Genomic DNA, 25,419 nt, shown 5'->3' with positions numbered 1-25,419 from the left:
AGAAAGGAAGATAGTCGTATGCGCAACGTATTTTTTGCAGATAATGAAACAATTGAAACGACTTTACGTGGGAAAGAAATTTTAGGAGCTCCAATGTTAAACAAAGGAGTAGCTTTTACAAAAGAAGAGCGTAAAACGTTAGGATTAGAAGGTTTACTTCCTCCAATGACTTTAACTTTAGATGAGCAGGCAAAACGTGCATATGAGCAATTTTTAGCTCAGGCAGATAATCTTGGTAAGAATGTGTATTTAAACGATTTACAGAACCGTAATGCTGTATTATTCTATCGTTTATTGCAAGATCACTTAAAAGAAATGCTTCCAGTTGTTTATACACCAACAGTTGGACAAGCAATCCAAGAATACAGCCACGAATATCGCCGTCCGGGTGGCGTATACTTGTCAATCGATAATGTAGAAGGCATTGAAGAAGCTCTTAAAAATATCGATGCAAATAGTGAAGACATTGATTTAATGGTTATTACAGATTCAGAAAGTATTTTAGGAATTGGTGACTGGGGCGTTGGCGGTATTAATATTGCTATCGGTAAATTAGCCGTATACACAGCTGCAGCAGGAATCGATCCAAGCAGAGTACTTCCAGTTGTTCTTGATGTAGGAACAAACAACGAAAAATTATTAAATGATCCTTTATATATCGGAAACCGTCATGAACGTATCCGCGGTGAGCGCTATGATCATTTCGTAGATCAATTCATTTCAAAATCTCTTGAAATATTCCCTAATGCACTGTTACACTGGGAAGATTTCGGTAATGTAAATGCTCGTAACATTATTAACAAGTACGGAAAAGAAATTCTGACGTTTAATGATGATATCCAAGGAACAGGTGCTGTAACGCTTGCCGCTATTTTCTCAGCAGTTCAAGTGTCTAAAATGCCACTTCGTGACCACCGCGTTTTAATCTTTGGACCGGGTACAGCAGGTATCGGTATTGCAGATCAAGTTCGCGACGCAATGGTATTAGACGGTATTACAGAAGAAGAAGCATACAAAAACTTCTGGGCAGTTGATTTCCGAGGCCTTTTAACAGATGACATGGACGACTTATTAGGTTTCCAAACGCCTTATGCACGAAAAGCAGAAGAAGTGAAGGGCTGGAACCGTGAAGAAGACAAAATTTCTCTTTTAGAAGTTGTCAGACAAGTTAAACCAACAATCTTAATTGGTACGTCTGGTGTAGCAGGCGCATTCTCAGAAGAAATCGTAAAAGAAATGGCGAAGCATGTAGAACGCCCAGCTATTTTACCAATGTCAAATCCAACTCCGCTTGCGGAAGCTACTCCTGAAAACCTATTAAATTGGACAGAAGGAAAAGCGCTTGTAGCGACTGGAAGTCCGTTTGAACCAGTTAACTACGATGGTGTGGAATATGAAATTGGTCAATCTAATAATGCTTTTGTTTTCCCTGGTCTTGGTCTTGGATCAATCGTGGTAAAAGCAGAAGTTATTACAGACAGCATGTTTGCAGCATGTGCACACGCTGTAGCTCAAATGGTAGACAGCAGCAAGCCGGGTGCTTCATTACTACCACGCGTAGAAGAATTACGTGAAGTATCCTATAACGTTGCTTTAGCGGTTGCTAACGCAGCAATTAAAGATGGCGTTGCAAAAGAAGTTCCAGCAGATGTTAAAGCGGCAGTAAAAGCAGCAATGTGGGAACCAACATACAAAGAAATTAAAGCTTTAGAAACAGTAAATGCTTAATTTTTAGATAGAAAAAGCACAGCTTCTGAAAAAAGAAGCTGTGCTTTTTTTAGTTACAAAAAGAATTCTTAAGTTACATAATGTATATAGTTTTTTGAAATTTGTGTATGATTCTCTATATTAGAACCACAGGGGGTTATGAGATGAATACAGCACGTAAATTGGAAACGTTTACTCAAGATTCACAGCCTGAAAATAAGGGTTTTTGGAACCGAATCAACAATATTAAAGTAGGAGTTATTCCTCTGCCGCTATACGTTTTACTTGCATTAATTGTATATGGCGCGGCCGTTTACAACGAGCTTCCTCCAGATATGATTGGCGGATTTGCGATTATTATGGTAATGGGAATGCTGCTTGGTGATTTAGGATTAAAAATTCCGATTTTAAAAGATATTGGCGGACCAGCTATTTTATCACTGCTTGTACCTTCCGTATTAGTTTTTTATAATGTTTTAAATCCCGCATCTATGGAAGCGGTAACAACTTTGATGAAAACATCAAACTTTTTATACCTTTATATTTCTTGTTTAGTAGCCGGAAGTATTCTTGGTATGAACCGTAAAGTTTTAATTCAAGGCTTTACACGTATGTTCGTACCGCTTGTATTAGGTACGTTAGCCGCTGTAGCTGCAGGCGTAGCTGTTGGGATGTTATTTGGCTACGGAGCAAAACATACATTTTTCTATATTGTTGTACCAATTATTGGAGGAGGGATTGGTGAAGGTATTTTACCACTTTCACTTGCTTATTCTCAAATTTTAGGTAGTTCAGCAGAATCTTTTGTGTCGCAAATGATTCCAGCTGCTGTTATCGGAAACATCGTTGCTATCGTATGTGCTGGCTTAATGAAGCGCCTAGGGGAGAAAAAGCCAGAATTAACAGGTAATGGAGTTCTTGTGAAGACAAAAGGCGGAGATGGTATCTCAGAAGATACAAATATCAAGAAACCAGTAGATTTTTCGTTAATGGGCGCAGGTCTTTTAATTGCATGTAGTTTCTTTATTTTCGGAGGCTTAGCACATAAGTTTTTAGGAATTCCAGGTCCAGTTTTAATGATCGTAGCGGCAACGCTAGTCAAATGTTTACAAGTAATGCCTGCTAAGATGGAACAAGGTGCTTACCATATGTACAAATTCATTTCTACGAGCTTAACATGGCCGTTAATGGTGGGGCTAGGGATTTTGTATATTCCTCTTGAAGATGTAGTGAAAATTGTTACACCAGGTTATGTGGTCGTATGTGCAGCAGTTGTTATTTCTATGGTAGCAACGGGTTATTTTGTAGGTAAAATGATGAAAATGCATCCAGTGGATGCTGCAATTGTAACAGGTTGTCACAGTGGTTTAGGAGGTACGGGAGACGTAGCGATTTTATCAGCTTCCAACCGTATGTCACTTATGCCATTTGCTCAAGTAGCAACAAGACTTGGAGGCGCTTCCACTGTTATTTTAGCTACGCTTCTTATGAAACTTTTAGGAGTATAAAATCAAAACAAAAAAGCAGCTCGGTTCGTACGAGCTGCTTTTTTTGTCTTATGAAACGCTAACAGGTTTTAAGATAAATTCTTCCACAACTTTTGCCACACCGTCGTTCATGTTTGTATCTGTTACATGGTTGGCTTTTTCTTTAATATCTTCAGGAGCATTTCCCATTGCTACGCCAAGTCCTGCAAATTCAATCATGGCAAGATCATTATAACTGTCGCCAATGGCAATCACTTCATCGCGTGTAATGCCAAGCTGTTGAATTAATAAGTGGAGACTTGTCCCTTTTGTGACGCCTTCTTCTGTAAATTCAAGGAAGTATGGTTTAGAGCGCATTACGCTTAGCTCTCCTTGAAGCTGCTTTTGAAGTTTCTTTTCAACGTGAACCAGCATTTCCGGTTCTGCAAGCATGAGTACTTTTACAACAGGTTCTGTAACGGCATCAGTAAAAGATGAAACAACACGGATCGGCAGACCTGTAATGTCACTTTCAATATCCGTAAATTTATTTTCTACTTCGGTTATAATTTCATCTCCCACGTACGTATGAATTAAAACGCCTTCTTCGCGGCTAATATCGTCGAGACGTGCAACAGTTCTCGGAGACAATGTACTGCTAAATAGCTCTTCATTTGTTAGGCAATTAATGATTTTTGCCCCATTAAACGATAAAATAAAGCTTCCGTACTTTTCTAATTCGAGCTCTTTCGCAATGTGAACCATTCCGTAAGTTGGTCGTCCAGAAGCAAGTACAACTTTCACTCCCGATTCTTGCGCCTTCATTAATGCTTCTTTTGTGCGCGGAGAAATAGTGTGATCATCGCATAATAGTGTATCATCCAAATCTAAAACAATCATTTTGTAAGGCATATTTTTAAATTCCCTTCTTCTACTAGACTCATATCTTCATATGGTACTATAAAAAAACGTTTGATTCAATTTAATGATTTTTTGAAAAAATGAGAGGTATGCGTATACTTTGTTTGAACTCCTCGGAAGTAGATAAAACAATGAAAAACACGAACTAATAATCGGTAATTTTGATTATTAGTTCGTGTTTTATTTCTGCTAAAATACTTTTATCTGAGCTTCTGGATTAGTAAGCAGCTAGAGTTTGATTAATTTTCTGCACATCTCCTTCATTGAATGCTTCTTTTAAGAGCGTATAAGATTGCTTTTTTTGTTCGAAATTCTGAATAGCGGTAAGTATGATAAATTCATCAATAGAAAATTCCTGTTTCAAAGCTTGAAGCTTTTGACGGATGGTTTCTTTTGTACCGTATATAACGTTTGCTTCTTTTTCTTCAATTCGATAGCTTTCTTTGGACTGCTGACCAAATTCTTCCGCTTTTTCTTTGGAGCCTAATGTAGCGGACTTACCATTTTGTAAGTATACTTTAAATATTTTTGTGCTGGATGCTAATGCTTTTGCTTCTTCTACGGTATCCGCTACGATGACGGAAAGGGCAACGACAAGCGAGCGTGCGCGAGATGAAACGTGCTGATTATAGACAGAAATCGCTTCTTCCAGCACTTTTTGATCGCCATTAATGAATTGAGCAAATACATAAGGAAGGTTTAATGAACCCGCAAGCTCTGCGCTTGAAGCACTTGCTCCCAGTAAAAACATATCTGCTGCTTTTTCCGGCCTTGGATAGGCTTTTAAACCGTAAAGAGGGTGATCTTCCGGCAGTGTATCGTTTAGGTATTGTTTAAGTTCTATCAGTTTGTCTGTTAAGGACTTAGTGGGCTGGGAGTTTTGTTGCAAGGCTTGAGTAGAATGAGGTAGTCCTCCTGGTGCTCTACCGATTCCAAGATCGATGCGATTTGGAGATAATGAGGCTAAAACATTAAAATTTTCTGCTACTTTATAAGGGCTGTAGTGCTGAAGCATAACACCACCTGAGCCGATACGGATATGATGCGTTTTAGCGAGCAGGTGAGAAATTAACACTTCAGGTGATGATCCTACAACATGTTCAGAGTCGTGATGCTCGGCTACCCAAAAGCGATGGTAGCCAAGTTCTTCTGCTAGCTGAGCTAATTGAATGGTATGCTGAAATGCATCTTCAGCACGCTCACCCTCATAACGTGGGCTTTGATCTAAAATACTTAATTTCACTGAAAACACTCCTTAAAGTTGATAAAAAAGGTAAGAATAATTGGGATTTATTTTAGCAAAGGATTTTCCAAATGAAAAGAGTTTTTTAAAAGAAAAATATTTTTAAAAAAATAAGTTGACTTTGCCATTTTGAGGCTATATAGTTGAATCATCAAACAGAAAAGCCGATAAAACAACTTGGATAAATAAGAATTAAGTGAGTATGTTTCAAAAACACTTCACTTCATTCTCCGGTTTTATCAAACAAACAGTTAAAGCTGATTGGTCTACCAAAGGCTCCTGAGGAAACTCCAGGAGCCTTTTTGCTATAAAAAGGAGGGGAAGAAAGTGAGCGATGTATGTGTTTTATATAACGGAAGCTCTCATAATTATCAACAAATAGCTTCAGTAAAAGATGAGCTAGAAGCTTGCTTAACCTCAAAAGGAGTGCACGCAGAAGCTATTTTGTATCATGATGTACACGCTTTAACGGAGGAAGCTCAGAAAGAAGTAAAGGTATTCATTTCAAAAGTGAACCAAGCTAAAAGTATTGTCGTTCTGTTATCTGGAGTAAATGAAACATACGTACAGTCTTTTGAACAGCTAACAAAAGTATTGCCGGAAGATTTATTGCATAAAAAAATACTTCTGCCGATTCTTGTTGGGGAAAATGTGAATTCTTTACTAAAAGCTAAATATGATTTAAAACTTTTAGCGTCTTTTTTAGGTAGGCCTTATTGGCTCAGCAGTCTTTTTCTGTTGCATGAATACGTGTCTTTTGCAGGCATCAACAATATGAATGCTAAAAGTCGTTTAAAGGAAGCGGTGGATGAGCTGATTTATAAAGCAGGTCTATCTCTTCAATCATTTATAAAATGAGGTGGAGAAAATGAGTGAATTATTTCGATTAGCAACCGTAGAAGATGCTGAAGAACTGTTGAATTTAACACTTCGAGCATACGAGCCGATTCGAGAGCTAGGAATTAAGTTTCCAGCCGCAACGGCAACGATTGAACTTGTAAAAGAAAACATTCAAAACAGCCGTTGCTACGTGCTGGAAAGTGATAAAAAAATCGTAGCTACGATTACAGCAAGAACGTATAAAGAAATAACGAACTGGCCTTTCTTATGGTGGTTTGCGGTAGATCCTTTGGTTAAAAAGAAAGGAGTAGGTTCTAAACTCTTAACATGGGTTGAAGAAACAATTATTCGGGATCAATTGGGGGAACCTGCCGTTACATTGGCTACTTCTGATCGACATCCGTGGTTGATTCCTATGTATGAAAGGAAAGGGTACGAACGTTTTTTTGAAGTTGATCAAGGAGAAGAAGGAACAGGCGTATTCTTAAGGAAAATCTTACATCCTGAAAGATACGAGTTAGAAAAACACAAAGAGTTGCAAAAAGCTAATTAATAATTAAAAAGAAAAGAGGAGACAAAATGTCAGTAAAGATTTTATTATGGAATCGAAAAGGTTGTCATCATTGCGAGGAACTAAAAGCATATTTTCATGAGAAAGGATATCAATATGAAAGTATCGATGTAGAAGGAAAAGATTATTTGCGGGATTTACTTGAATTTAAATACGGTATTCGCCATGTACCGGTCGTTGAAATTGGAGACGAGGGGCAGTTTAAAGGAGTAATTGAAAAAGATTATGAACAAATAGAAAAATTGATTGAAGACTATTCACCAATCGTTAAATAGCTGCAACATCCATTTTATTAACTCGTTAAAACAATAAATTATTTTGAGACATAGTGAGGGACCAAATACATGAAAAAACTACAGCTGACAGCTATCTTTTTATCACTTCTTTTATTATTAGCCGCTTGCGGAACACCCAATAAAGAAACAGCAGCTAACGCAAGCAAAGACAAATTGCAAAAAATTATTGTAGGAACAGGTACGCAATTTCCCAACATTTGCTTTCTTGACGATAAAGGAAATCTAACAGGGTATGACGTAGAGCTTGTTAAAGAAATAGACAAACGTCTTCCAAACTATAAGTTTGAATTCAAAACGATGGATTTCTCTAATTTACTTTTAAGCTTGGAATCGAACAAAATTGATTTAGTAGCCCATCAGATGGAAGTGAATGAAGAAAGAAAACAAAAGTTCCTGTTTAATAAAGAACCTTATAATATCTTTCCGCTACATGTAGTTGTAAATGAAAAAAATACGTCAATTCAATCAATTAAAGATTTGAGCGGTAAGAAGGTAATTGTAGGAGCAACGAGTAACTCTGCTAACTTAATCGATAAGTATAACAAAGAACATAGAAATAAAATTGATATTGTTTATTCAGGTCAAGGATCTGATGATGCAAAAACGCAGCTGAAAACAGGACGTGCGGATGCAACGGTCAGTACGCCGTTTGCAGTTGACTTTGTCAATAAGCAAGCGGACGCAGAGCAAAAAGTTGTGGGACCTGCTATTTCAAATTCAAAAGTATATTTTATGCTTCGAAAAAATGAAACAGGTTTACAAAAAGATGTTGATAAAGCGCTAAAAGAAATAAAAGAAGACGGAACATTGACAAAATTAAGTAAAAAATGGCTGGGAGAAGATTATACAAAAGCAGCTGGAAATAACTAAAGCACTTACTGTGACCCAAGCCTTGAACTTGGGTCATTTCGCTACCTGAGAGGGAAACAAAGGAGAGAAAAAGATGGGAAAAGCATTTGATATAGAGCTGATTTTTACCTCTATTCCTCAATTATTATCTTATTTGCATATTACAATTTGGATTTTGATTGCTTCACTTTTGATTGGCAGTACCTTGGGATTGTTTATTGCCCTGCCTCGTATTTATAAAGTACCGGTGTTAAGTCAATTAGCAGCAGTTTATATTTCTTTTATGAGGGGGACGCCTATTTTAATTCAATTATTTTTAGTTTTTTACGGGGTACCTGCCCTTTTACAATTGATTCATATTGACGTTTCTAGAATGGCTCCGCTCGTATTTGTGATTATCACATATTCACTGAGCACGGCGGCGTCTTTTTCTGAAATGATGCGCGGTGCCATTAATAGTGTAGATAAAGGCCAAACTGAAGCAGCGTATAGTATAGGAATGACCGGAAAACAAACGTTCACTCGAATTGTGCTGCCGCAAGCTCTCGTTGTAGCATTTCCCAACTTCGGAAACCTTGTGATTGGTTCCTTAAAAGATACGTCTTTAGCCTTTACCATTGGTGTCATGGATATGATGGGAAGAGGAGATACCATTATTGCAGCAACGGCTCATGCAGTGGAGGTATATATCGCACTTGCCATTATTTATTATTTGGTGGCGATTATATTAGAGAAATTTTTTGTGAAATCAGAACAAAAGCTGCAACAACACGATCAGCCTGTTCATGTATAAAACGAGCTTACTAAAAGAGGTGTAAACATGATTATTGATGTACCGTTTATATGGACAGCATTTGTAGAAATTTTAAAGGCATTACCTTTAACGCTCCTTATTACCATCGGTCCGTTACTAGGCGGGTTGCTTATTGGTATCGCTGTTGCGGCTGTGAGAATCAATTCAGTGAAAATAATAACGCCAATTGCCAACGTATACGTATCATTTTTCCGAGGAACACCGGCTATTCTTCATATTATGGTTATTTACCTAGGGTTCCCGCTATTTATTAATAAACTATCGAGTTACTATGGATGGGGCTTCAATGCAAACAGCATTCCTATTGTCGTATTTGTATTAATCGCTTTGTCTTTTACAGCAGGAGCTTATATGTCAGAGATTATTCGCTCTGGTTTGTTAGCTGTAGAAAAAGGACAAATTGAGGCTGCGTATGCCATTGGGATGAATCGTTTTCAATTGATGAAACGAATTGTTTTTCCACAGGCGTTTGCTTTGTCTTTACCGAATTTATGTAATATTTTCATCGGCTTTTTGCATACGTCTTCTATCGCATTCATCGTATCGCAAAAAGAGCTAAACGGTGCTGCTAATATTGTAGCATCGAATAATCTTAAGTTTCTGGAAGCTTATATTGCTGCTGCTCTTATTTATTGGATGCTGACGATGCTAATAGAAGGAATAACAGCGCTGCTTGAGCGAAAATTAACGGTTTATAATCGAGGAGGGGTTGTATGATTACACTAACAAATATTAAAAAAACATTTGATCAACATACAGTATTGAACGGTATTGATTTAATTGTTAAAAAAGGGGATGTTGTGACCATTTTAGGGCCGAGTGGCTCTGGAAAGACTACGTTTTTACGCTGCATTAATTTCTTAGAAAAAGCAGATGAAGGAGAAGTTTCGATTGATCAATTTACGGTGCAGTGCCAAAAGCCAAACCGCAAAGACATTTTAACTCTTCGCCAAAAAACAACGATGGTTTTTCAGCAATACAATTTGTTCAAACACAAAACCGTTATTGAAAATATTATGGAGGGGCTAGTTATTGTTCAAAAGCTGCCAAAGGAAGAAGCAAAACAACGCAGTTTAGACGTTCTTGAAAAAGTTGGGCTTGCTGAAAAAGCAAATGCTTATCCAAGTCAGTTATCAGGAGGTCAACAGCAGCGAGTGGGCATTGCTAGAGCGCTTGCTTTAAATCCTGAAGTCATTTTATTTGATGAGCCGACGTCTGCTTTGGACCCCGAACTAGTGGGTGAAGTACTGTCTGTTATTCGTAAAATTGCTGAAGAAGGAATTACGATGATTATTGTTACCCACGAAATGAGATTTGCACGTGAAGTTTCTAATCACGTGGTGTTTATGGACGGAGGAAAAATTGTCGAACAAGGTCATCCTGAAGAAATATTTTTAAACCCAAAAGAAGATCGAACAAAGCAATTTTTCAAACGTATCAACCCAACGCATTCTCCTTACTCTTATGTTTATGAAAAAACAATCTAATATTTTAATTTAAAACCAACTTGACTCATAGGAATAATAAGTATATGATGAAATCATCAAATTAAACAAACCGACTAGATCACTAGAGGTTCTTTGCACAATGTCACGCATTTTGCAAAGAACCTTTTATTTTTAACTAGACTTAAGGGAAGAAGGGTGAACGTAGTGAATAGAGGAGCATTAAAAGCTAAAACAAGCAAAAAACTTATTATAAAAGGCCAGGTTGTACCTGGAAGGCAGCAAGGAAGACATTTGGGCTTTCCAACAGCTAATATAGATACTCAGCATGAGGAATTAAAAAATGGCGTGTATGGTGTCCTCGTTCATCTGCGGGGACTTGAACATATAGGAGTTATGAATGTAGGCGTTAAGCCGACATTTGGATCGGAACTATCTAAAACATTTGAGGTTCATATTCTGGATTTTAACGACGTTATTTATGGAGAGACGATTCAATGCGACGTGATCTTTCGGGTGCGAGGAGAGAAAAAGTTCCCTTCTATTGAGTTTTTAAAGCATCAAATTAAAGCTGATACGCTACAAGTTAAGCAAAGATTTCAACATATGGGTTATGTATCTAGTGAACATACGGCTTCTAAGCTAGGGAAAGCACGGTATTTAAATTTGCCTGATCTTCAGTTTTTTAATTGGTGCCACAGTCAATTCAAAGTCAATAAAGGGATTTACAATACAATTGATCAATGGTTTTATGACGAAGGAATTGAAAATATTCACCCTAGAAGAGTTCACATTATCGCTTTTTTGCAATTTGCACAAGAAGGAAATGAAAGAAAGACAGAAAAAGAAGGAGTCCTTCGCTTTGGAGCAGGCGGTTTAACCAATCAATTACGAGAATTTATGAATGGGTATGAAAAAGGAGAATGGTAATATGACACATCACAGACAATTAAAGCTAGGGGCTATTATTCATGGAGTCGGAGGAAATATGGGGGCGTGGAGACACCCTGAAATTTTGTCAGATGCCAGCGTTAATTTAGGTTTTTACAAGCAGCAGGCTCAAAAAGCGGAAGAAGGAAAATTTGATTTAGTGTTCATTGCCGATGGGTTATATATTAATGAAAAATCGCTTCCGCATTTTTTGAATCGTTTTGAACCTCTTACTATTCTATCAGCACTTGCTTCTGTCACTTCTCATATTGGTTTAGTCGGCACTCTATCGACTTCCTATAGCGAGCCGTTTACGGTGGCTAGACAATTTGCTTCACTTGATCATATTAGCAGCGGCCGAGCGGGATGGAATGTTGTCACATCTCCATTAGAAGGATCTGCGCTTAACTATGGAAAAGAACATCCCACTCATGATAAACGCTATAGAATAGCTGAAGAGTTTCTAGAAGTAACAAAGGGATTATGGGATTCTTGGGAAGATGATGCATTTATTCGAAATAAAGAAACCGGACAATTTTTTGAAGAGAAAAAGCTGCACCGGTTGCATCACAAAGGGGAATTTTTTTCTGTAGAAGGTCCGTTAAACATTGGCCGCTCAGCTCAGGGGCAGCCCGTAGTGTTTCAAGCAGGCTCTTCTGAAAGCGGAAAAGATTTAGCAGCGAAAACGGCTGACGCAGTGTTTACGGGACAAGACAATTTAGAAGAAGCAAAAGCTTTTTATCAAGATGTAAAATCAAGAGCCCTAGCGCAAGGGCGTAATGAAAACGAACTTTTAATTTTCCCGGGAATAGGTCCTATTATTGGTAGTACAACCGAAGAAGCCGAAAGAAAATATGAAGAACTTGCTCAATTGGTAACAATTGAACATGCGCTAAACTATTTAGGACGCTTTTTCGATCATTTTGATTTTTCACAGTTTCCATTAGATGAAGCATTTCCTGACTTGGGAGATATAGGAAGTAATAGTTTCCGGAGTACAACCGACAAAATTAAAGAAAATGCTCAAAAATATAAGTGGACACTCCGAGAAGCAGCGCTGCGAATTGCTACCCCTAAAACACAATTTATTGGGACGCCAGAGCATATCGCTAATTTGATGGAACAGTGGTTTGAAGAAAAAGGAGCTGACGGCTTTATTATTCATTCAAGCGTTCCGCATGGCTTAGATGACTTTGTTGAACATGTTGTACCGATATTGCAAGAAAGAGGCCTGTATCGTACAGAATACGAAGGGAGTACGTTAAGAAGTAACTTGCAGTTGAATGTTCCTAAAAATCGCTACACACAGGTGAAAGTTAATTGAAGTGGATTCAAAGAGACTCGAAGGAGTCTCTTTTTTAATATTTTTAATATTAAAAATATGGTAAAATTCTTTTTGTAGGTTATTCGTTTCGGTTCATAAGGCCTAAAGGGTTTTGAATACCCGGAAAGGAGTCAAATGGAAAAAAGACATAAAAGTAAGAAGAAGCGTATGATTATTTGGATATCTTTATCCGTTTTTTTAGTCGGTGGAGGAGCGACAGGATGGATATTGTACCAAAACGGAAAAATTCCTTTTTTATCACAGCAAAGTATAAAGGCAAGTGCCATTAAAGTTGATCAACAAAAAGTTGATAAGCTGGAAAGCAGCGATCAGCAGGCAAAAGACTTTATTGCTGAACATCATGACGTACTAAATGATTTGACGGGGTGGAGTGCCATTGAGCATCCAGACTGGCCTGCCGTACAAGAAGAAGCGGCAGCCATTAACAATACGATTGGCACGATTGAAGTAAAAGATTCTGTTTTAAAGAAAGACTTTCAGCATATGGAGAAGCTCGCTGGACAGTTAGAGCAGACGGAAGATCAAGCACTGTTAAAAGAGCTTCATCGTTATTTTCATGACTTAGATGTTGTGATCAATGAAGACGATGGATCAAATACATATTTTGATGTTACCAGCTATGGTAAATCAGTTGTAAAGACTTCTAAATGAGCCATAGCAAAAAGCTTTATACATAAAAGTAGTTTTATATAACAAACGTCTTCGCTTATTCATGCATATGCTACGGATAAGGAGGAGACAGGTTATATGAAAAAAATTTATTTAGATGCAGGTCACGGAGGGGCAGATCTAGGGGCTGTCGCCAGCGGGTTATATGAAAAAGACGTAGTGTTAGCTGTTCAACAGTACATCATCTCTTTTCTTTCTACTCACTATGAAGGATTTTCTCTTTGTACAGCGCGTACAGCCGATGTGTTTTTGTCATTAAATGAACGGGTCAACACAGCCAATGCATGGGGTGCTGATGTATACTTATCTATTCATATAAATTTAGGCGGCGAAACGGGATATGAAGATTTTATTTACAGCAAAAATATAAATAACCAAACCATTGTGTTACGAAACGATATTCACGATCATGTGAAATTTGTTCTCACCAAATACAATCACTCTAACCGAGGCAGGAAATTGGCTAATCATAGTGTGTTAAGGCGTTCATATATGCCGTCTGTACTAACTGAAATTGGGTTTATTGATACAGAACACGATGCAAAGCTTTTAAAAAATCCTCAATTTCTAAAAGATATGGGGGTGGCATATGCAAAAGGGATTGCGCAATTTTTAAACTTGGAGCCTAAATCTACAAATCCTGTGGGAGATTCTGACGAGGAAGGTTTTCCAAAGCCGGCTTTTTTATATAAACCTTTATGGATAAAAACAACCGAGGATACGGAGACGTATAAGGACGCAAATATGTCAGAGAGAACAGGTTATTTAAAAAAGAATACCCTCTTTCAAGTTTATGGTGAAACGCGTGCAGCCTGGGTGATTGATGGACAACATTTTATTGAAAAAAAAGATACAATCATTGAAGGAGAAACTATTACAACTGCGGAATTAACAAAAGAGAATATGGAAACATTAAAAGTGTTTGTGACAAAAGAGAAATTAGAAACAGCCGTAACCTTTTCCAAAGAAGGAACTGCGGCAGCCATCATTACCCTTCGCGATAAAAAAATACTGAATGTAAAAGCATTTTTAGATGGAGAAAATTGGTGGTACAAAGCTGAACGGATAAAAAAATAGTGAAAAAACCTGCTTGTTTTTTGAAGCTTTCACCCTAGTAATTTTACTTATTTTTGATAGAATATAAAGAGCTGAATCGTAAAGATGCATAAAGGTGTGATGGAAATGGAAGAACAACAAGAAGCGATTGACTTAACAAAAGTATATGTATATGAGGAGTTTCCGGATAAAGTTGCAGGCAGATGCGATAACTGTGGACATGTGAAATTTAAAAGCTTAGTAAAAGACTTTATTTTTATCCGTACATGCGCAAAGTGCGGCATGAAAAAAAGTATTTAAATCCCTACTTCTTTATAAAAAACGCTCTTTTCTGAAATGAAAAGAGCGTTTTTTCTCTATTTAACGTATAAATGATCACTAAGCTGCTCTGAAATAGTTTCTACATCTTCTTGCACATGTTTTTGTTTTTTCATCATTTCTAACAGGATTTCTTCAAGATTCTGTGAATGATTTTGCTTATCTTTTGGTTTATGTAAATACTTTGCAATTTGATGCATATTATTGCTTAGCCGGCTTAGTTCAGACTCAATCTTTCGCAGGTTAACCAATAGTTCCACACCTGCTTCTTTGCCGATTAAAGGAGGCTTAACTTTTCCATCCATAATAAATTTTCGAATGAGAGACGTTCGTTTTAAATTATAGTGTTCAATAAGTTCCTCTAATTTTTCTTTTTCTTCTTCATTCAACTTAATTGCTGGAATGCTGTGTCCTCTCATAAGGTATCTCCTTTCAAGAGCAGTTCTTGCTGCGTTCAATCATATGTAAACATTCTCTTGTCTTTAATAATAGCAACCTTTTCCATGGTTAACTATGGTGAAAAGTTACTAAAATATCGAACGTACAGTCTGTTAAAAAACTGGTAAATTAAGAAATTTGGTTTAGTAATAGTTGAATTATAGAAGGAATGTCATTATCTACAATATTGCTGCTTTATTAAAAAGACAGCAAAAGGGATGAATGTAACGCTGTTGTCCTCAAGCATTTTTGATAACGAAGCTTTAAAGAAGAGGGATGATTATTATCAATTTTGCGTCGTACCACATCTTTCCTCCTAGTAACTCTGTCGAATCTTCTAGACTATTGTCTCAAGGGAATAGAAAGAAAGAAGACGAAATGGTTGAGAACGGGGTAAAGTCATATTATGTCTTTATTTACCTCATTTACATACTTTACGGGGGAGGAATACGTTTGAAGCTAAAAAAACGATTAAAACTAAACAAGATAGGGATAGCCATGCTTGCAACCGGGGTTATGTGTACAGGTTATACGCCTATTCACACGCTACAAGCTCCTGCAGTCGCTCAGGCTGCAGAGAATCAGTCGGATTCCTTGGAGCTGGCATTTGCACAAGCATCTAAAGAATTTGGTGTGCCGGCTTCGCTTTTAAAAGCAATTTCCTACAACAAGTCGCGCTGGGAAAGTCATAATGGAAAACCTAGCGCAGCCGGGGGATACGGTCTGATGCATTTAACAGACATCCCTTCTTTAGAGGATGGAAAAGGAAACGGAACTGCGTCTTCACAACCAGCATATGACAAACAGCAAACCCTCTCCTTAGCTGCTAAGCTGATTAAGTCAGATAAAGAAAGATTAAAAAAAGATCCTGTGCAAAATATTCGCGGTGGCGCTGCTGTACTAGCTTTTATGGCAAAAGACAAAAATGGAAACGTACCGTCTACTGATCAGAAATGGTACGACGCAGTCGCCGCTTACAGTTCTTCTCAGGATAAAGAAAACGCTCAAGTATTTGCCGATGATGTATATGAAACGTTGGAAAAAGGAGCAGAGCATACAACATCAGACGGACAGCATCTTAAAATTTCCCCTCAAAATATAGATATGTCGATTCCTCGTGCTGAAAATTCCAATACGAATAAAGCGGATTGTCCGGCATCTTTAAAATGTGAATACATCCCTGCATTTTACGGGAAATTCAGCGAAAGTGCTTCAGAATATGGAAACTATGATATTGCAAATCGCGAAAAATCAGATGTTCGCTATATTGTTATTCATGATACAGAAGTAAGTTATGATGGAACGATTGATTTGTTTGCTAACCCTAATAGAGCAGCTGCAAACTATGTCATACGTTCAAGTGATGGCCACATTGCACAGATGATCCATAACAAAGATGTAGCATGGCATGCAGGAAACTGGTATTTTAATACGCACAGTATTGGAATCGAACATGAAGGGTTCGCCCTTGAAGGATCCACGTGGTTTACAGAAGAAATGTACCGTTCTTCGGCAAGACTCGTACGCCACCTTGCCAAAGAATATAATATTCCATTAGACCGAGCTCATATTATCGGTCATGACGAGGTACCGGGTTTGTCTCCTAAGGCTCAATCAGGTATGCATTCAGATCCTGGGCCGTTTTGGGATTGGGGGCACTATATGGATTTAGTAGGAAGCCCAGTCGAGCGCCAGCATACAAGCAAACTAGCTGTTACAATTAATCCCGTCTTTCAAAACAATCAGCCAGAGGTATCAGATGCACCAAAGCAGCCGGCCAATTTTGTGTATTTACATCAAGCTCCTAGCAATGATTCACCGCTACTGAATGAGCCTGCAGCTTCAGGGCCAGGAACGAAACAAACGTTAGACTGGGGAAGCAAAGCTGTAACTGGACAAACGTACGCAGTGGCTGAGACAAAAGGAGAATGGACAGCGATTTGGTACGGAGGACAAAAAGCGTGGTTTTATAATCCACATAATCAAAATACGAGTAAAGGTACGGGCATATTATTAACGCCAAAAGCAGGAAAAGAAAGCATTCAAGTGTACGGAGGAGCTTTCCCGGAAGCTTCAGCCTATCCTTCTGATATCCCGGTTAAAGACATGGTCCCACTTCAGTATACAATCTCTCCGGGTCAGGTGTACGTAGGGGTAGAAAAAGTAAAGAGTGACTATTACTATGCACCCACTTTTACAATAAATCCAAATGATCATAAAATGATTATTGGAAAAGACGAATATTATCAAATTTATTTTAATCACCGCTATGCGTTTGTGAAAGCATCGGATGTAGAGGTTAAAAGACAATAGAATAGAGTGTTAAAAGAAAGGAAGAGACAGGGTGTTTAAACGGTATGTCTCTTTCTTTTCTTTTAAAAACCACAAAAATTCAGAAGGTTATTGATGATGTTTTCTTATAATGATTTTCTAGCTTATTATCTTTTGAAAAAAGGAAGGAATGTCCTGTGATTATAATTAAGCCTTTAAGCCAGTGTTCTTTTTCTGATGCGCTAGAAGCATTCAATAAGGGTTTTGAAGATTATTACATTCCGATTGAGCTGTCACTAGATCAATTCACTTGTAGATTTGGTTTCGATCAGCTATCTGTCGACCATTCTTTTATGGCTTTTTATAATAATACACCAGCTGGAATTATGTTAAATGGAATAAAAAAGGTCAAGGGAAAAAAACATGCTTGGAATGGCGGCACAAGTGTAACCCTACCTTACCGAAAAATGGGAATTGGAGAAGCCTTACTAAAAGCTACACTTGAGAGATATCAGCAGCAAGGAGTAGTGGAAGCCAGTCTGGAAGCATTTAAAGTGAATGAAAAAGCCATTCACCTTTATCAGAAATATGGATATGAAATTGTAGATACGCTTTTATTTCTAAAGCATAGAGGTAGTTTTCACGCTTCTCTAATTAAAAAGAAGAATCAGCTTACGTATTCGTTAAAGCGAAGGCTTGCAAAAGATATTCGAAACCTACCCTTTTATACATACGACGTTCCGTGGAAAAATCAATTTGATTGTATTCATGATGGAGAAGCGTTTATTGCGTTGGATGAAAAAAACGAAGAAGTTGGCTATCTGTTATTTCAAAAGAATTTTTCTTCCATAGGCATCGTGAATTCCGTTACTTTTTATCAAGGAAGCGTTAAGGAACATATCTCAAATTCAGAGGACGTTCTGGGCTTTTTATTAGCAACCATTTTTAATATGTATGGACCAATTGCTTACAATACATATAATGTACCTGAAAAAAGGAATAGCTTACTCGTGAAAATGTTAAAATCATTTGGCTTTCAAGATTTATATACAGATGAAGGAATCAAACTTGAGCAGGTGTTTATGAAAAAACAACTTTAAAAAGCGGCCATGGGCCGCTTTTATTGCATTTCTGTAATTGGATGTGCATCATAAAATTCCTCGATTTTTTCTTGCTGTCCTTCGAATTTTTCTTTCCATACTTGTTTCACGTCATTATAATTCCGAAGATCTATTCCGTAGAAGTCTGTTAACTCTTTTCGAGTAATAGTGATTGTCTGAGGAACAGTCGTATTAATAGTAAAGTGAACGCTGTCAGCATTTTGTACGGCAGAAAGTAAAATGGTTGCGTTATGTAAAAGTATGCGTTTGGTCTTAACAGACGTCCAGCTTTTTTCAAACGTATGCTGATTATCTCTTGCAGCGTAATTAATTGCTAAGTAATAAGGTTTTTGCGTATCTTGAAAGGCTATACCTTTTAAATAAACGTGTCCTGGAAGTTTATTTGTAATTTCTTCTATTGAAGTATCGCGTTCTAAAGAAGAAGTATGATGAATAGAAGAAGCAGAGACTTTTTCGGCAGACAGATTATTATGAGGTGCATAGGCACACCCTGATAGCCAAGTGAACACTGTACAAAGTGTAAGAGAAGTATATATTTTTTTCATAATGGTAACTCCTTTTGTTTATATCTACTTGTAAAGACGAAAGACCTATATATTTTGTTTCATACAAAATATAAGTTTATTCATTAAAAAGACAGATAATCCAAAATAATAGAAGTTAATAACCCTAATGAGGCAATAAAACCAATAACAGGACCACCTTCTTCAAAAGCTTCCGGCAACATCGTAGAAGCAACCATTGCCACAATTCCACCCCCGGCGAATGAGGCAATAAAACCCATCATGTTTGGGGTAGCGTCTTGAAGAAATAAGTATCCAATCCAAGAGCAAAGAGCTGATATAAAAAAAACTGAAAGCCATAATGAAAAAATTTTCTTTTGGCTGTATTGGCTTTTTAGTAGTCCGCTTGTCCCGGAGATTCCTTCCGGTATATTGCTGATAAAAATAGAGACAACAAGCAGCCAGCTAACGTGGTGCTGTTCAATCAAACTTGCGCCAATCATAAGTGACTCAGGTATAGCATCCATAATAGTACCAATAAAAATGGCTAGTCCCGAGCTAGCAGGGACAAGGTGGTCTGAACGTTTTCTTTTGTGAGCGCCTTTTTTAGCTAAGGTCATGTCAAGAAGAGTAAAGAGTCCTGCACCTGTTAAGAAGCCTAAAGAAGAAGGAATAATTCCCGCTTCTTTTACCGAATCTTGAATAAGCTCGTAAGCGGCAGCTCCTAACAAAACGCCCGTGCCAAAAGCCATAATATAAGCAGTCAACTGTTTTTTTAAAGGTACAAAAATAGCTATAATAGCGCCAATTAATACAGCTGAGCCTGAGACACCACCCCACATAAGGGCATCCATCACATGAGATCCCTACTTTCTTACGTACTTACTTGTAGTGTAACCATCTCTATGATTATTATGAAACAAGATAAATGAACTAAAAAAATGGGAAAAAATCACTTATTTAGACCTTAAATAAAATAAGCCTTCGGTATAATTGACAAAATTTTCTGATTATGTCCGTTGAAAGTGAAAAAACCTTGTGATAGGCTTATCAAAAGATAAAAGATGGAAAAAAATTCTTTTATCTATAGTCCATTAAAAACCTTACCGAGTTTTACTTTTAAACGAAAGAAGGAAGACGAGATGAATCCAAAAGCAGTGAAAAGAGAAAATCGTTATGCTAATTTAATTCTTATGCAAGAAATTAAATCCGTTGAACAGCAGCTTTACCCATTTGATATTTATAATAGCCTGCGTCAAGAGGCACCTATTCGTTACGATGAAAGCCGAAACTGCTGGGATGTATTTGATTATGAAACAGTAAAGTATATTTTAAAAAACCCGTCGCTTTTTTCATCCAAACGAGCAATGGAAGAACGCCAAGAAAGTATTTTAATGATGGATCCTCCAAAACATACAAAGTTACGAAATTTAGTAAACAAAGCTTTTACGCCAAGAGCTATTCAGCACTTGGAGGGTCATATTGAAGAGATTGCAGATTATTTATTAGATGAAGTAAGCAGCAAAAAAAAGTTTGATATAGTAGAAGACTTTGCTGGACCACTGCCGATTATTGTAATAGCAGAGCTGCTAGGAGTACCAATACAAGACCGAGCACTGTTTAAAAAGTACTCCGATGACTTAGTGAGCGGTGCCGAAAATAATTCAGACGAAGCTTTTGCAAAAATGATGCAAAAGCGTAATGACGGTGTGCTTTTTTTACAGGGGTATTTTAAAGAAATTATCGCTGAGCGTCAGAAAAATAAACAAGAAGATCTTATTTCGCTGCTTTTAGAAGCAGAAATTGACGGCGAGCATTTAACAGAAGAGGAAGTGCTGGGGTTTTGTATTTTATTGCTAGTAGCAGGCAATGAGACAACAACAAACTTAATTACGAACGGAGTCCGGTATATGACAGAAGACGTAGACGTGCAGAATGAAGTTCGTCGAGACATATCGCTAGTTCCGAACCTGGTAGAAGAAACGCTTCGCTATTATCCTCCTATTCAAGCGATTGGACGCATAGCTGCTGAAGATGTAGAACTTGGAGAGTGTAAGATTAAAAGAGGACAGCAGGTAATTAGCTGGGCAGCGAGTGCAAATAGAGATTCAGCTAAGTTTGAATGGCCTGACACTTTTGTCGTGCATCGTAAAACAAATCCTCACGTGAGCTTTGGATTTGGCATCCATTTTTGCTTAGGAGCACCGCTAGCAAGAATGGAAGGGAAAATTGCTTTTACTAAGTTACTAGAAAAAGGGGGATTTTCCAAAGTTCAGAATCAGTCTTTAAAGCCAATAGATAGCCCTTTTGTTTTTGGTGTAAAAAAATATGAAATTGCTTTTAATAACGCCTGAAAAGCGAGCGCAAATGATGCGCTTGCTTTTTAGCTTTCAGTGTTCCATTTTTGGTCCTCTGAAGGAGACGTGTAGGTGTCCATTGAAGAGATGAGCTGTTCGGGAGTATCAGAAATGTTGATTAGACGAATAGCAGAATCCGTAGAAAATCCTTCATCTACGGCATGCTGAACCATTTGCATAAGCGGGTTGTAGTAGCCGTTCACATTTAATAGCCCTACTGGTTTTTTATGTATACCAATTTGAGCCCAGCAAAGAGCTTCAAACAACTCTTCAAATGTTCCGAAACCTCCAGGAAGTGCAATATAAGCATCAGCTAACTCGTGCATAGTTGCTTTTCGCTCGTGCATACTCTCTACTTCGATAAGTTCTGTCAGCGCGGTATGAACAATTTCACCGCTAAACAAACCGCGGGGCATAATGCCAATGACTTCGCCTCCGTGCTGAAGCATTTCATTTGCGACTTCTCCCATCAGGCCCATTCGTGAGCCTCCGTAAATCAGCCGGTAGTTTTTTTGGGCCATGCAGCGTCCTAGCGAGACGGCGGCCTCTTTATATTCTGTTTTTATTCCAGCGCTTGATCCTGCAAACACACAAATTGATTTCAACTGCTTCACTCCTTTGTTTCTTTTCTATATAAGTCTTTTCTGTTTATGAAGAACAAATTCCTTCTTAATAATTTATGAATTTTCACAATGTCATCGCTTGATTATTCTAAAAACTTTGCTTATAATCAAAGCGAAACGTCTGCTTGAAAGCGTTATCTATTTCTTTTCCTTTGATGGAAAAGATAGTATGCATAGATCTACTTGTAAGATAAGTAGATAACATGAACTTATGGGGAATTCGACCGTTTTAAACGCTTCATTTAGTAAGCGTACGTACTTGCAGGATTAGGACAAGGGGGATATGGGGATATGATGAATAATTTAATACGCACGTTAATGGTACAAACACCGACTGTACCCGGAAACTTAGGAAGAGTAGCAACAGCTATCGGAAATGTTGGAGGAGACATTGGCGAGGTTGAAACTGTTAAAGTAGGACATAACTACACCATGAGAAGCATTACGGTTCAAGTAGAAAGTGAAGACCAGCTTGAGGAATTGCTTGAAGCGGTTCGCAGTTTAGAAGGAATTATTTTACATACAGTATCAGATGAAGTCCTTCATGCGCATGAAGGCGGTAAAATTCAAATGAAAAGCAAAATGAAAATTGAGTCGATCGCTGACTTAAGAAGAGTGTATACACCAGGCGTAGCAAACGTTTGCCGTGCTATTCAAGAACAGCCGGACAAAGCGAAGATTTATACGAGCATTGGAAACACGGTTGCAATTGTAACAGATGGCACCGCTATACTAGGATTAGGAAATATTGGTCCAGTTGCTGGAATGCCCGTTATGGAAGGAAAAGCCGCGTTATTTGATCAGCTTGCCAATGTAAACGCTATCCCTATTTTATTGAATGTAAATGAGCCGGAAGAAATCATTCAAACGGTTAAAAATATTTCACCGGGATTCGGCGGCATTTTACTAGAAGATATAGGGTCGCCTCACTGCTTTGAAATTGAAGAACGTTTAAAAGAAGAGCTCGATATTCCAGTTATGCATGATGATCAGCACGGAACAGCAGTTGTGACGCTAGCAGCAGCTATCTCAGCTTGTCGCAGCACAGGTGTGAATTTGAAAGAAGCAAAAGTAGGGCAGATTGGCTTAGGAGCTGCCGGTATCGCTACTTGCAGAATGTTCATGGCTTACGGTGTCAAACAGGTGATAGGAGCTGATAAGTCTCCTGAAGCGAATGAACGCTTAGTCAGCTACGGTGGAAAAGTAGCGGATTCATTAGAAGAGCTTATGGAGAACTGTGATATTGTTATTGCGACAACGGGTGTACCTGGCTTAATACAAAAAGAATGGATCCGAAAAGGGCAAATTATTCTAGCACTTTCTAATCCAAAGCCAGAAATTGAACCTGAAGATGCTCTTGAAGCAGGAGCTATTTACGCTACTGACGGAAGGTCAGTGAATAATGTGCTTGGCTTCCCAGGTATTTTCAGAGGAGTGTTAAATGCAGGGGTGCGCGATATTACGCATACGATGCTTGTAGCTGCAGCTGAAGCCATTGCGAATTCAACGCGTCCAGGCGATTTAGTTCCTCACCCTCTTAATCTAGCTGTACATGAAGCAGTATCTGAAGCAGTTGAAAGAGCGGCTGTTGTACACGGAGAGTAAGACGGAGTTTATCGATAACAAACAAGGCTGCCTCGAAATAGGCAGCCTTGTTTGTTTTTCATCAAAAAATAATAAGAAAATAGCAAACTATGAAACTTTTTTCCTTTTTTAACGTAATATAGTAATAGAAACAGTAAAAAAGGTAGAGAAAGGAGTTTTTATGGAGTTTGAACATTTAAAGGGCAAATTGCCCCTCGAGGCTAAAAAAGCGATGCGCTGGCAATCCATTTTTACGCATAGCCTTTGGCTTCTAGCAACAGCGGGTTATTTTCTACTCGTTCATTTTTTTGATTGGTGGTCAATTATTGGATGGATATCAGCTGGACTATTAGTCGTGAGCTTTATCATATATACAATTATAGCTCCAAATGTATATATGAATGTATATTCATATGAAGTAACAGATACTCAAATTGATGTACAAAGAGGGCTATTCATCTGGTATCATACGAAAATCCCGCTTATGAAAGTGCAGCACGTTGAAACATTGACAGGGCCAATTTTTCGAAAATTTGACTTGGCATCTGTTAAAATCATCACAGCCGCTGGAAGTGTTGAAATTCCTGCACTTGGACAAAGAGATGCTGAAGCACTGCGGGAGTATATTGCTAGACTAGCAGAGGTAGATGATGAAGATGAGTAAGCGGCTGCATCCGCTATATATTGCAATAGCATTTATAGAACATATAAAAAATAATATCCTGCCTTTTGTATTTGTATTTATTGTCAATCGGCACCTGTTGTTTACATATTGGTGGGCAACGCTATTAGCAGGAGGCGTAGTCGCTTTATTTGCTTTTTTTACTTGGAGGGAATTTCGTTATGAAGTAACGGAAACGGAAGTGCGTCTGCATAAAGGGATTTTTAAAAAAGAAAAACGATTTATTCAACGAAATCGCATTCAATCGATTCAGTTAGATCAGCCGTTTGTTTTTAGAATTCTTCGCTTAGCCCGGCTTCGTATTGACACGGCCAGCAGCGGTAAGGATGCTGAAATTGATTTATCTGGTATTTCACTAAAAGAAGCGCACCATCTTAAAGATACGTTAAAGCTGTCGGGAAGTCAGCCGGAAATAAGAGAAAAAAGTCCTGAACATATGATGAAAGTGTCGGTGAAACAGCTGGCGTTAGCTGCTGCGTTTTCAGGGAATTTTGGCTATATATTTGCTGCTCTTGGTTTTCTCTATCAGTATATTGATACGTATATCAACCGCTGGGTGAAGACAGCTTACGAAGAAGTGATTCATCAATCGATGCTTGGTTTATTTGTATTAGTGGCTGTAATTGTGGTGCTTGCTTATGTGCTGTCTATCGTTTTATATGTGATACGATTTGGCGGTTTTACAGTAGAACGCTACGATCATTATCTACATATTAAATACGGACTGTTAAATAAGAAATCCCTTACGATTCCTTTTCATAAAATACAGGCTGTTACGATAGAGGAAGGGTTGGTTCGACGCTTATTTGGATGGTCTTCCGTTTCGTTAAACGTCGTAACCTCTGATTTAAAAGAAAAGGTTTATTTACACCCGTTTATCCAGCAAAAAGAGATTTCAGCATTAATGAACGTATATGTCCCGCACTATGAATATGTAAAGTGTCCAAGAAATACAGCGATTCAATATGCATGGTACCCATTACTATTACCGATCTTGTTATTTGCAGCGGCAGGGATTGGCATCAGCTTTTGGAAATCAATGTTTGTGTGGGTTATTGCCATGCTATGCCTTGCGTACGTATTTATTCACTGGTTAGGGTATCGCCAAGGCGGCTTAATGATGGACGAGGTATTTGTCAGTATTCGCTCGCAGTTTTTAACACGAAAAACAACGATTATAAGAAGAAAGAAAGTGGAACAAATTGAGGTGTTTGCAGGAACCTTTTTATGGAAAAAAGGATACAGGAAAATAAAAATTTCAACTATGGGTACAAGCGGCAGCTATAAGTCGGGATATTTTCCATTTGAAATTTGGCATCCTATCTTTCTGCAAGCTACTTCTTCTAAAAAGGCATGAAGAACATCATTGT

General features: G+C 38.0%; 26 protein-coding genes. 20 read left to right on the top strand and 6 right to left on the bottom strand.

Annotated features, from left to right (window positions below):
- Positions 1-18 precede the first annotated feature (18 nt).
- A complete protein-coding gene (locus tag POF52_RS11915; RefSeq protein WP_176584800.1) occupies positions 19-1,728 on the top strand; it encodes an NAD-dependent malic enzyme in 1,710 nt (569 codons plus the stop codon).
- A gap of 143 nt (positions 1,729-1,871) precedes the next feature.
- A complete protein-coding gene (locus POF52_RS11910; RefSeq protein ID WP_176584799.1) occupies positions 1,872-3,215 on the top strand; it encodes a 2-hydroxycarboxylate transporter family protein in 1,344 nt (447 codons plus the stop codon).
- A gap of 48 nt (positions 3,216-3,263) precedes the next feature.
- Here POF52_RS11910 and POF52_RS11905 read toward each other — a convergent pair whose 3' ends face one another.
- Both POF52_RS11905 and POF52_RS11900 read right to left on the bottom strand, forming a co-directional pair.
- Entirely contained in the window at positions 3,264-4,085 is an 822-nt protein-coding gene (locus tag POF52_RS11905; RefSeq protein ID WP_013082899.1) for a Cof-type HAD-IIB family hydrolase, read from the bottom strand.
- A 226-nt stretch (positions 4,086-4,311) separates the two neighbouring features.
- Positions 4,312-5,337: an LLM class flavin-dependent oxidoreductase gene (locus POF52_RS11900; RefSeq protein ID WP_271992840.1), complete on the bottom strand. Its 1,026-nt coding sequence runs from the start codon at positions 5,335-5,337 to the stop codon at positions 4,312-4,314.
- Between the two features lie 327 nt (positions 5,338-5,664).
- Here POF52_RS11900 and POF52_RS11895 point away from each other — a divergent pair, with 327 nt between their 5' ends.
- The 12 genes from POF52_RS11895 to POF52_RS11840 all read left to right on the top strand — a co-directional run bounded on the left by POF52_RS11895 (position 5,665) and on the right by POF52_RS11840 (position 14,452).
- A complete protein-coding gene (locus POF52_RS11895; protein ID WP_271992838.1) occupies positions 5,665-6,195 on the top strand; it encodes a hypothetical protein in 531 nt (176 codons plus the stop codon).
- Positions 6,196-6,205: 10 nt separating this feature from the next.
- Positions 6,206-6,730: a GNAT family N-acetyltransferase gene (locus POF52_RS11890; RefSeq protein WP_271992837.1), complete on the top strand. Its 525-nt coding sequence runs from the start codon at positions 6,206-6,208 to the stop codon at positions 6,728-6,730.
- Positions 6,731-6,756: 26 nt separating this feature from the next.
- Positions 6,757-7,023 (top strand): glutaredoxin family protein, encoded by a 267-nt coding sequence (locus POF52_RS11885; protein WP_013056767.1) that lies wholly within the window; start codon positions 6,757-6,759, stop codon positions 7,021-7,023.
- Between the two features lie 69 nt (positions 7,024-7,092).
- Positions 7,093-7,914: an amino acid ABC transporter substrate-binding protein gene (locus POF52_RS11880; RefSeq protein ID WP_271992834.1), complete on the top strand. Its 822-nt coding sequence runs from the start codon at positions 7,093-7,095 to the stop codon at positions 7,912-7,914.
- Positions 7,915-7,987: 73 nt separating this feature from the next.
- Positions 7,988-8,686 carry an amino acid ABC transporter permease gene (locus POF52_RS11875; protein WP_271992832.1) on the top strand — a complete coding sequence of 233 codons (699 nt, stop codon included), beginning with the start codon at positions 7,988-7,990 and terminating at the stop codon, positions 8,684-8,686.
- A 27-nt stretch (positions 8,687-8,713) separates the two neighbouring features.
- Positions 8,714-9,424, top strand: a complete 711-nt coding sequence (locus POF52_RS11870) for an amino acid ABC transporter permease (protein ID WP_271992830.1) — start codon at positions 8,714-8,716, stop codon at positions 9,422-9,424.
- Positions 9,421-10,194: an amino acid ABC transporter ATP-binding protein gene (locus POF52_RS11865; protein ID WP_271992828.1), complete on the top strand. Its 774-nt coding sequence runs from the start codon at positions 9,421-9,423 to the stop codon at positions 10,192-10,194. The genes POF52_RS11870 and POF52_RS11865 overlap by 4 nt, the downstream gene beginning before the upstream one ends.
- A 165-nt stretch (positions 10,195-10,359) precedes the next feature.
- On the top strand, positions 10,360-11,082 hold the full coding sequence (locus POF52_RS11860) for a riboflavin kinase (RefSeq protein ID WP_271992827.1): 723 nt from the start codon (positions 10,360-10,362) through the stop codon (positions 11,080-11,082).
- Position 11,083: 1 nt separating this feature from the next.
- Complete coding sequence (locus POF52_RS11855) at positions 11,084-12,406, top strand: LLM class flavin-dependent oxidoreductase (RefSeq protein WP_271992826.1); 1,323 nt, start codon at positions 11,084-11,086, stop codon at positions 12,404-12,406.
- A 135-nt stretch (positions 12,407-12,541) separates the two neighbouring features.
- Entirely contained in the window at positions 12,542-13,078 is a 537-nt protein-coding gene (locus tag POF52_RS11850; protein WP_271992824.1) for a hypothetical protein, read from the top strand.
- Between the two features lie 96 nt (positions 13,079-13,174).
- Positions 13,175-14,173 (top strand): N-acetylmuramoyl-L-alanine amidase family protein, encoded by a 999-nt coding sequence (locus tag POF52_RS11845; RefSeq protein ID WP_271992822.1) that lies wholly within the window; start codon positions 13,175-13,177, stop codon positions 14,171-14,173.
- Positions 14,174-14,272: 99 nt separating this feature from the next.
- Positions 14,273-14,452 carry a hypothetical protein gene (locus POF52_RS11840; RefSeq protein WP_025752091.1) on the top strand — a complete coding sequence of 60 codons (180 nt, stop codon included), beginning with the start codon at positions 14,273-14,275 and terminating at the stop codon, positions 14,450-14,452.
- A gap of 56 nt (positions 14,453-14,508) precedes the next feature.
- Here POF52_RS11840 and POF52_RS11835 read toward each other — a convergent pair whose 3' ends face one another.
- Entirely contained in the window at positions 14,509-14,889 is a 381-nt protein-coding gene (locus tag POF52_RS11835) for a plasmid mobilization protein (protein WP_013056777.1), read from the bottom strand.
- Between the two features lie 472 nt (positions 14,890-15,361).
- Here POF52_RS11835 and POF52_RS11830 point away from each other — a divergent pair, with 472 nt between their 5' ends.
- Positions 15,362-17,221, top strand: a complete 1,860-nt coding sequence (locus POF52_RS11830) for an N-acetylmuramoyl-L-alanine amidase (RefSeq protein ID WP_271992817.1) — start codon at positions 15,362-15,364, stop codon at positions 17,219-17,221.
- A gap of 155 nt (positions 17,222-17,376) precedes the next feature.
- Positions 17,377-18,279 carry a GNAT family N-acetyltransferase gene (locus POF52_RS11825; protein WP_271992815.1) on the top strand — a complete coding sequence of 301 codons (903 nt, stop codon included), beginning with the start codon at positions 17,377-17,379 and terminating at the stop codon, positions 18,277-18,279.
- Between the two features lie 20 nt (positions 18,280-18,299).
- Here the strand turns inward: POF52_RS11825 and POF52_RS11820 are convergent, their stop codons facing one another.
- Entirely contained in the window at positions 18,300-18,845 is a 546-nt protein-coding gene (locus POF52_RS11820; RefSeq protein WP_271992813.1) for a DUF4825 domain-containing protein, read from the bottom strand.
- A gap of 83 nt (positions 18,846-18,928) precedes the next feature.
- Positions 18,929-19,660: a ZIP family metal transporter gene (locus tag POF52_RS11815; protein ID WP_176584789.1), complete on the bottom strand. Its 732-nt coding sequence runs from the start codon at positions 19,658-19,660 to the stop codon at positions 18,929-18,931.
- Between the two features lie 285 nt (positions 19,661-19,945).
- Between POF52_RS11815 and POF52_RS11810 the strand changes: the two genes are divergently transcribed.
- A complete protein-coding gene (locus POF52_RS11810; protein ID WP_271992810.1) occupies positions 19,946-21,157 on the top strand; it encodes a cytochrome P450 in 1,212 nt (403 codons plus the stop codon).
- A 29-nt stretch (positions 21,158-21,186) separates the two neighbouring features.
- Here POF52_RS11810 and POF52_RS11805 read toward each other — a convergent pair whose 3' ends face one another.
- Positions 21,187-21,765: a TIGR00730 family Rossman fold protein gene (locus tag POF52_RS11805; protein WP_271992809.1), complete on the bottom strand. Its 579-nt coding sequence runs from the start codon at positions 21,763-21,765 to the stop codon at positions 21,187-21,189.
- 309 nt (positions 21,766-22,074) lie between these two features.
- On the opposite strand from POF52_RS11805, the gene POF52_RS11800 reads away from it, so the two are divergent.
- The 3 genes from POF52_RS11800 (at position 22,075) to POF52_RS11790 (ending at position 25,406) form a co-directional block, all read left to right on the top strand.
- Positions 22,075-23,388, top strand: a complete 1,314-nt coding sequence (locus POF52_RS11800) for an NAD-dependent malic enzyme (RefSeq protein WP_271992807.1) — start codon at positions 22,075-22,077, stop codon at positions 23,386-23,388.
- 160 nt (positions 23,389-23,548) lie between these two features.
- Positions 23,549-24,031, top strand: coding sequence for a PH domain-containing protein (locus POF52_RS11795; RefSeq protein ID WP_013082919.1), 483 nt, complete (start codon positions 23,549-23,551; stop codon positions 24,029-24,031).
- A complete protein-coding gene (locus POF52_RS11790) occupies positions 24,024-25,406 on the top strand; it encodes a PH domain-containing protein (protein WP_271992805.1) in 1,383 nt (460 codons plus the stop codon). Before POF52_RS11795 ends, POF52_RS11790 begins: the two co-directional genes overlap by 8 nt.
- Positions 25,407-25,419 lie beyond the last annotated feature (13 nt).

It is taken from the genome of Priestia sp. AB (assembly GCF_028369225.1).
GTDB lineage: Bacteria > Bacillota > Bacilli > Bacillales > Bacillaceae_H > Priestia > Priestia megaterium.
The sequence above is the reverse complement of the archived record's forward strand: the minus strand, read 5'-3'. Positions and strand labels throughout refer to the sequence as shown.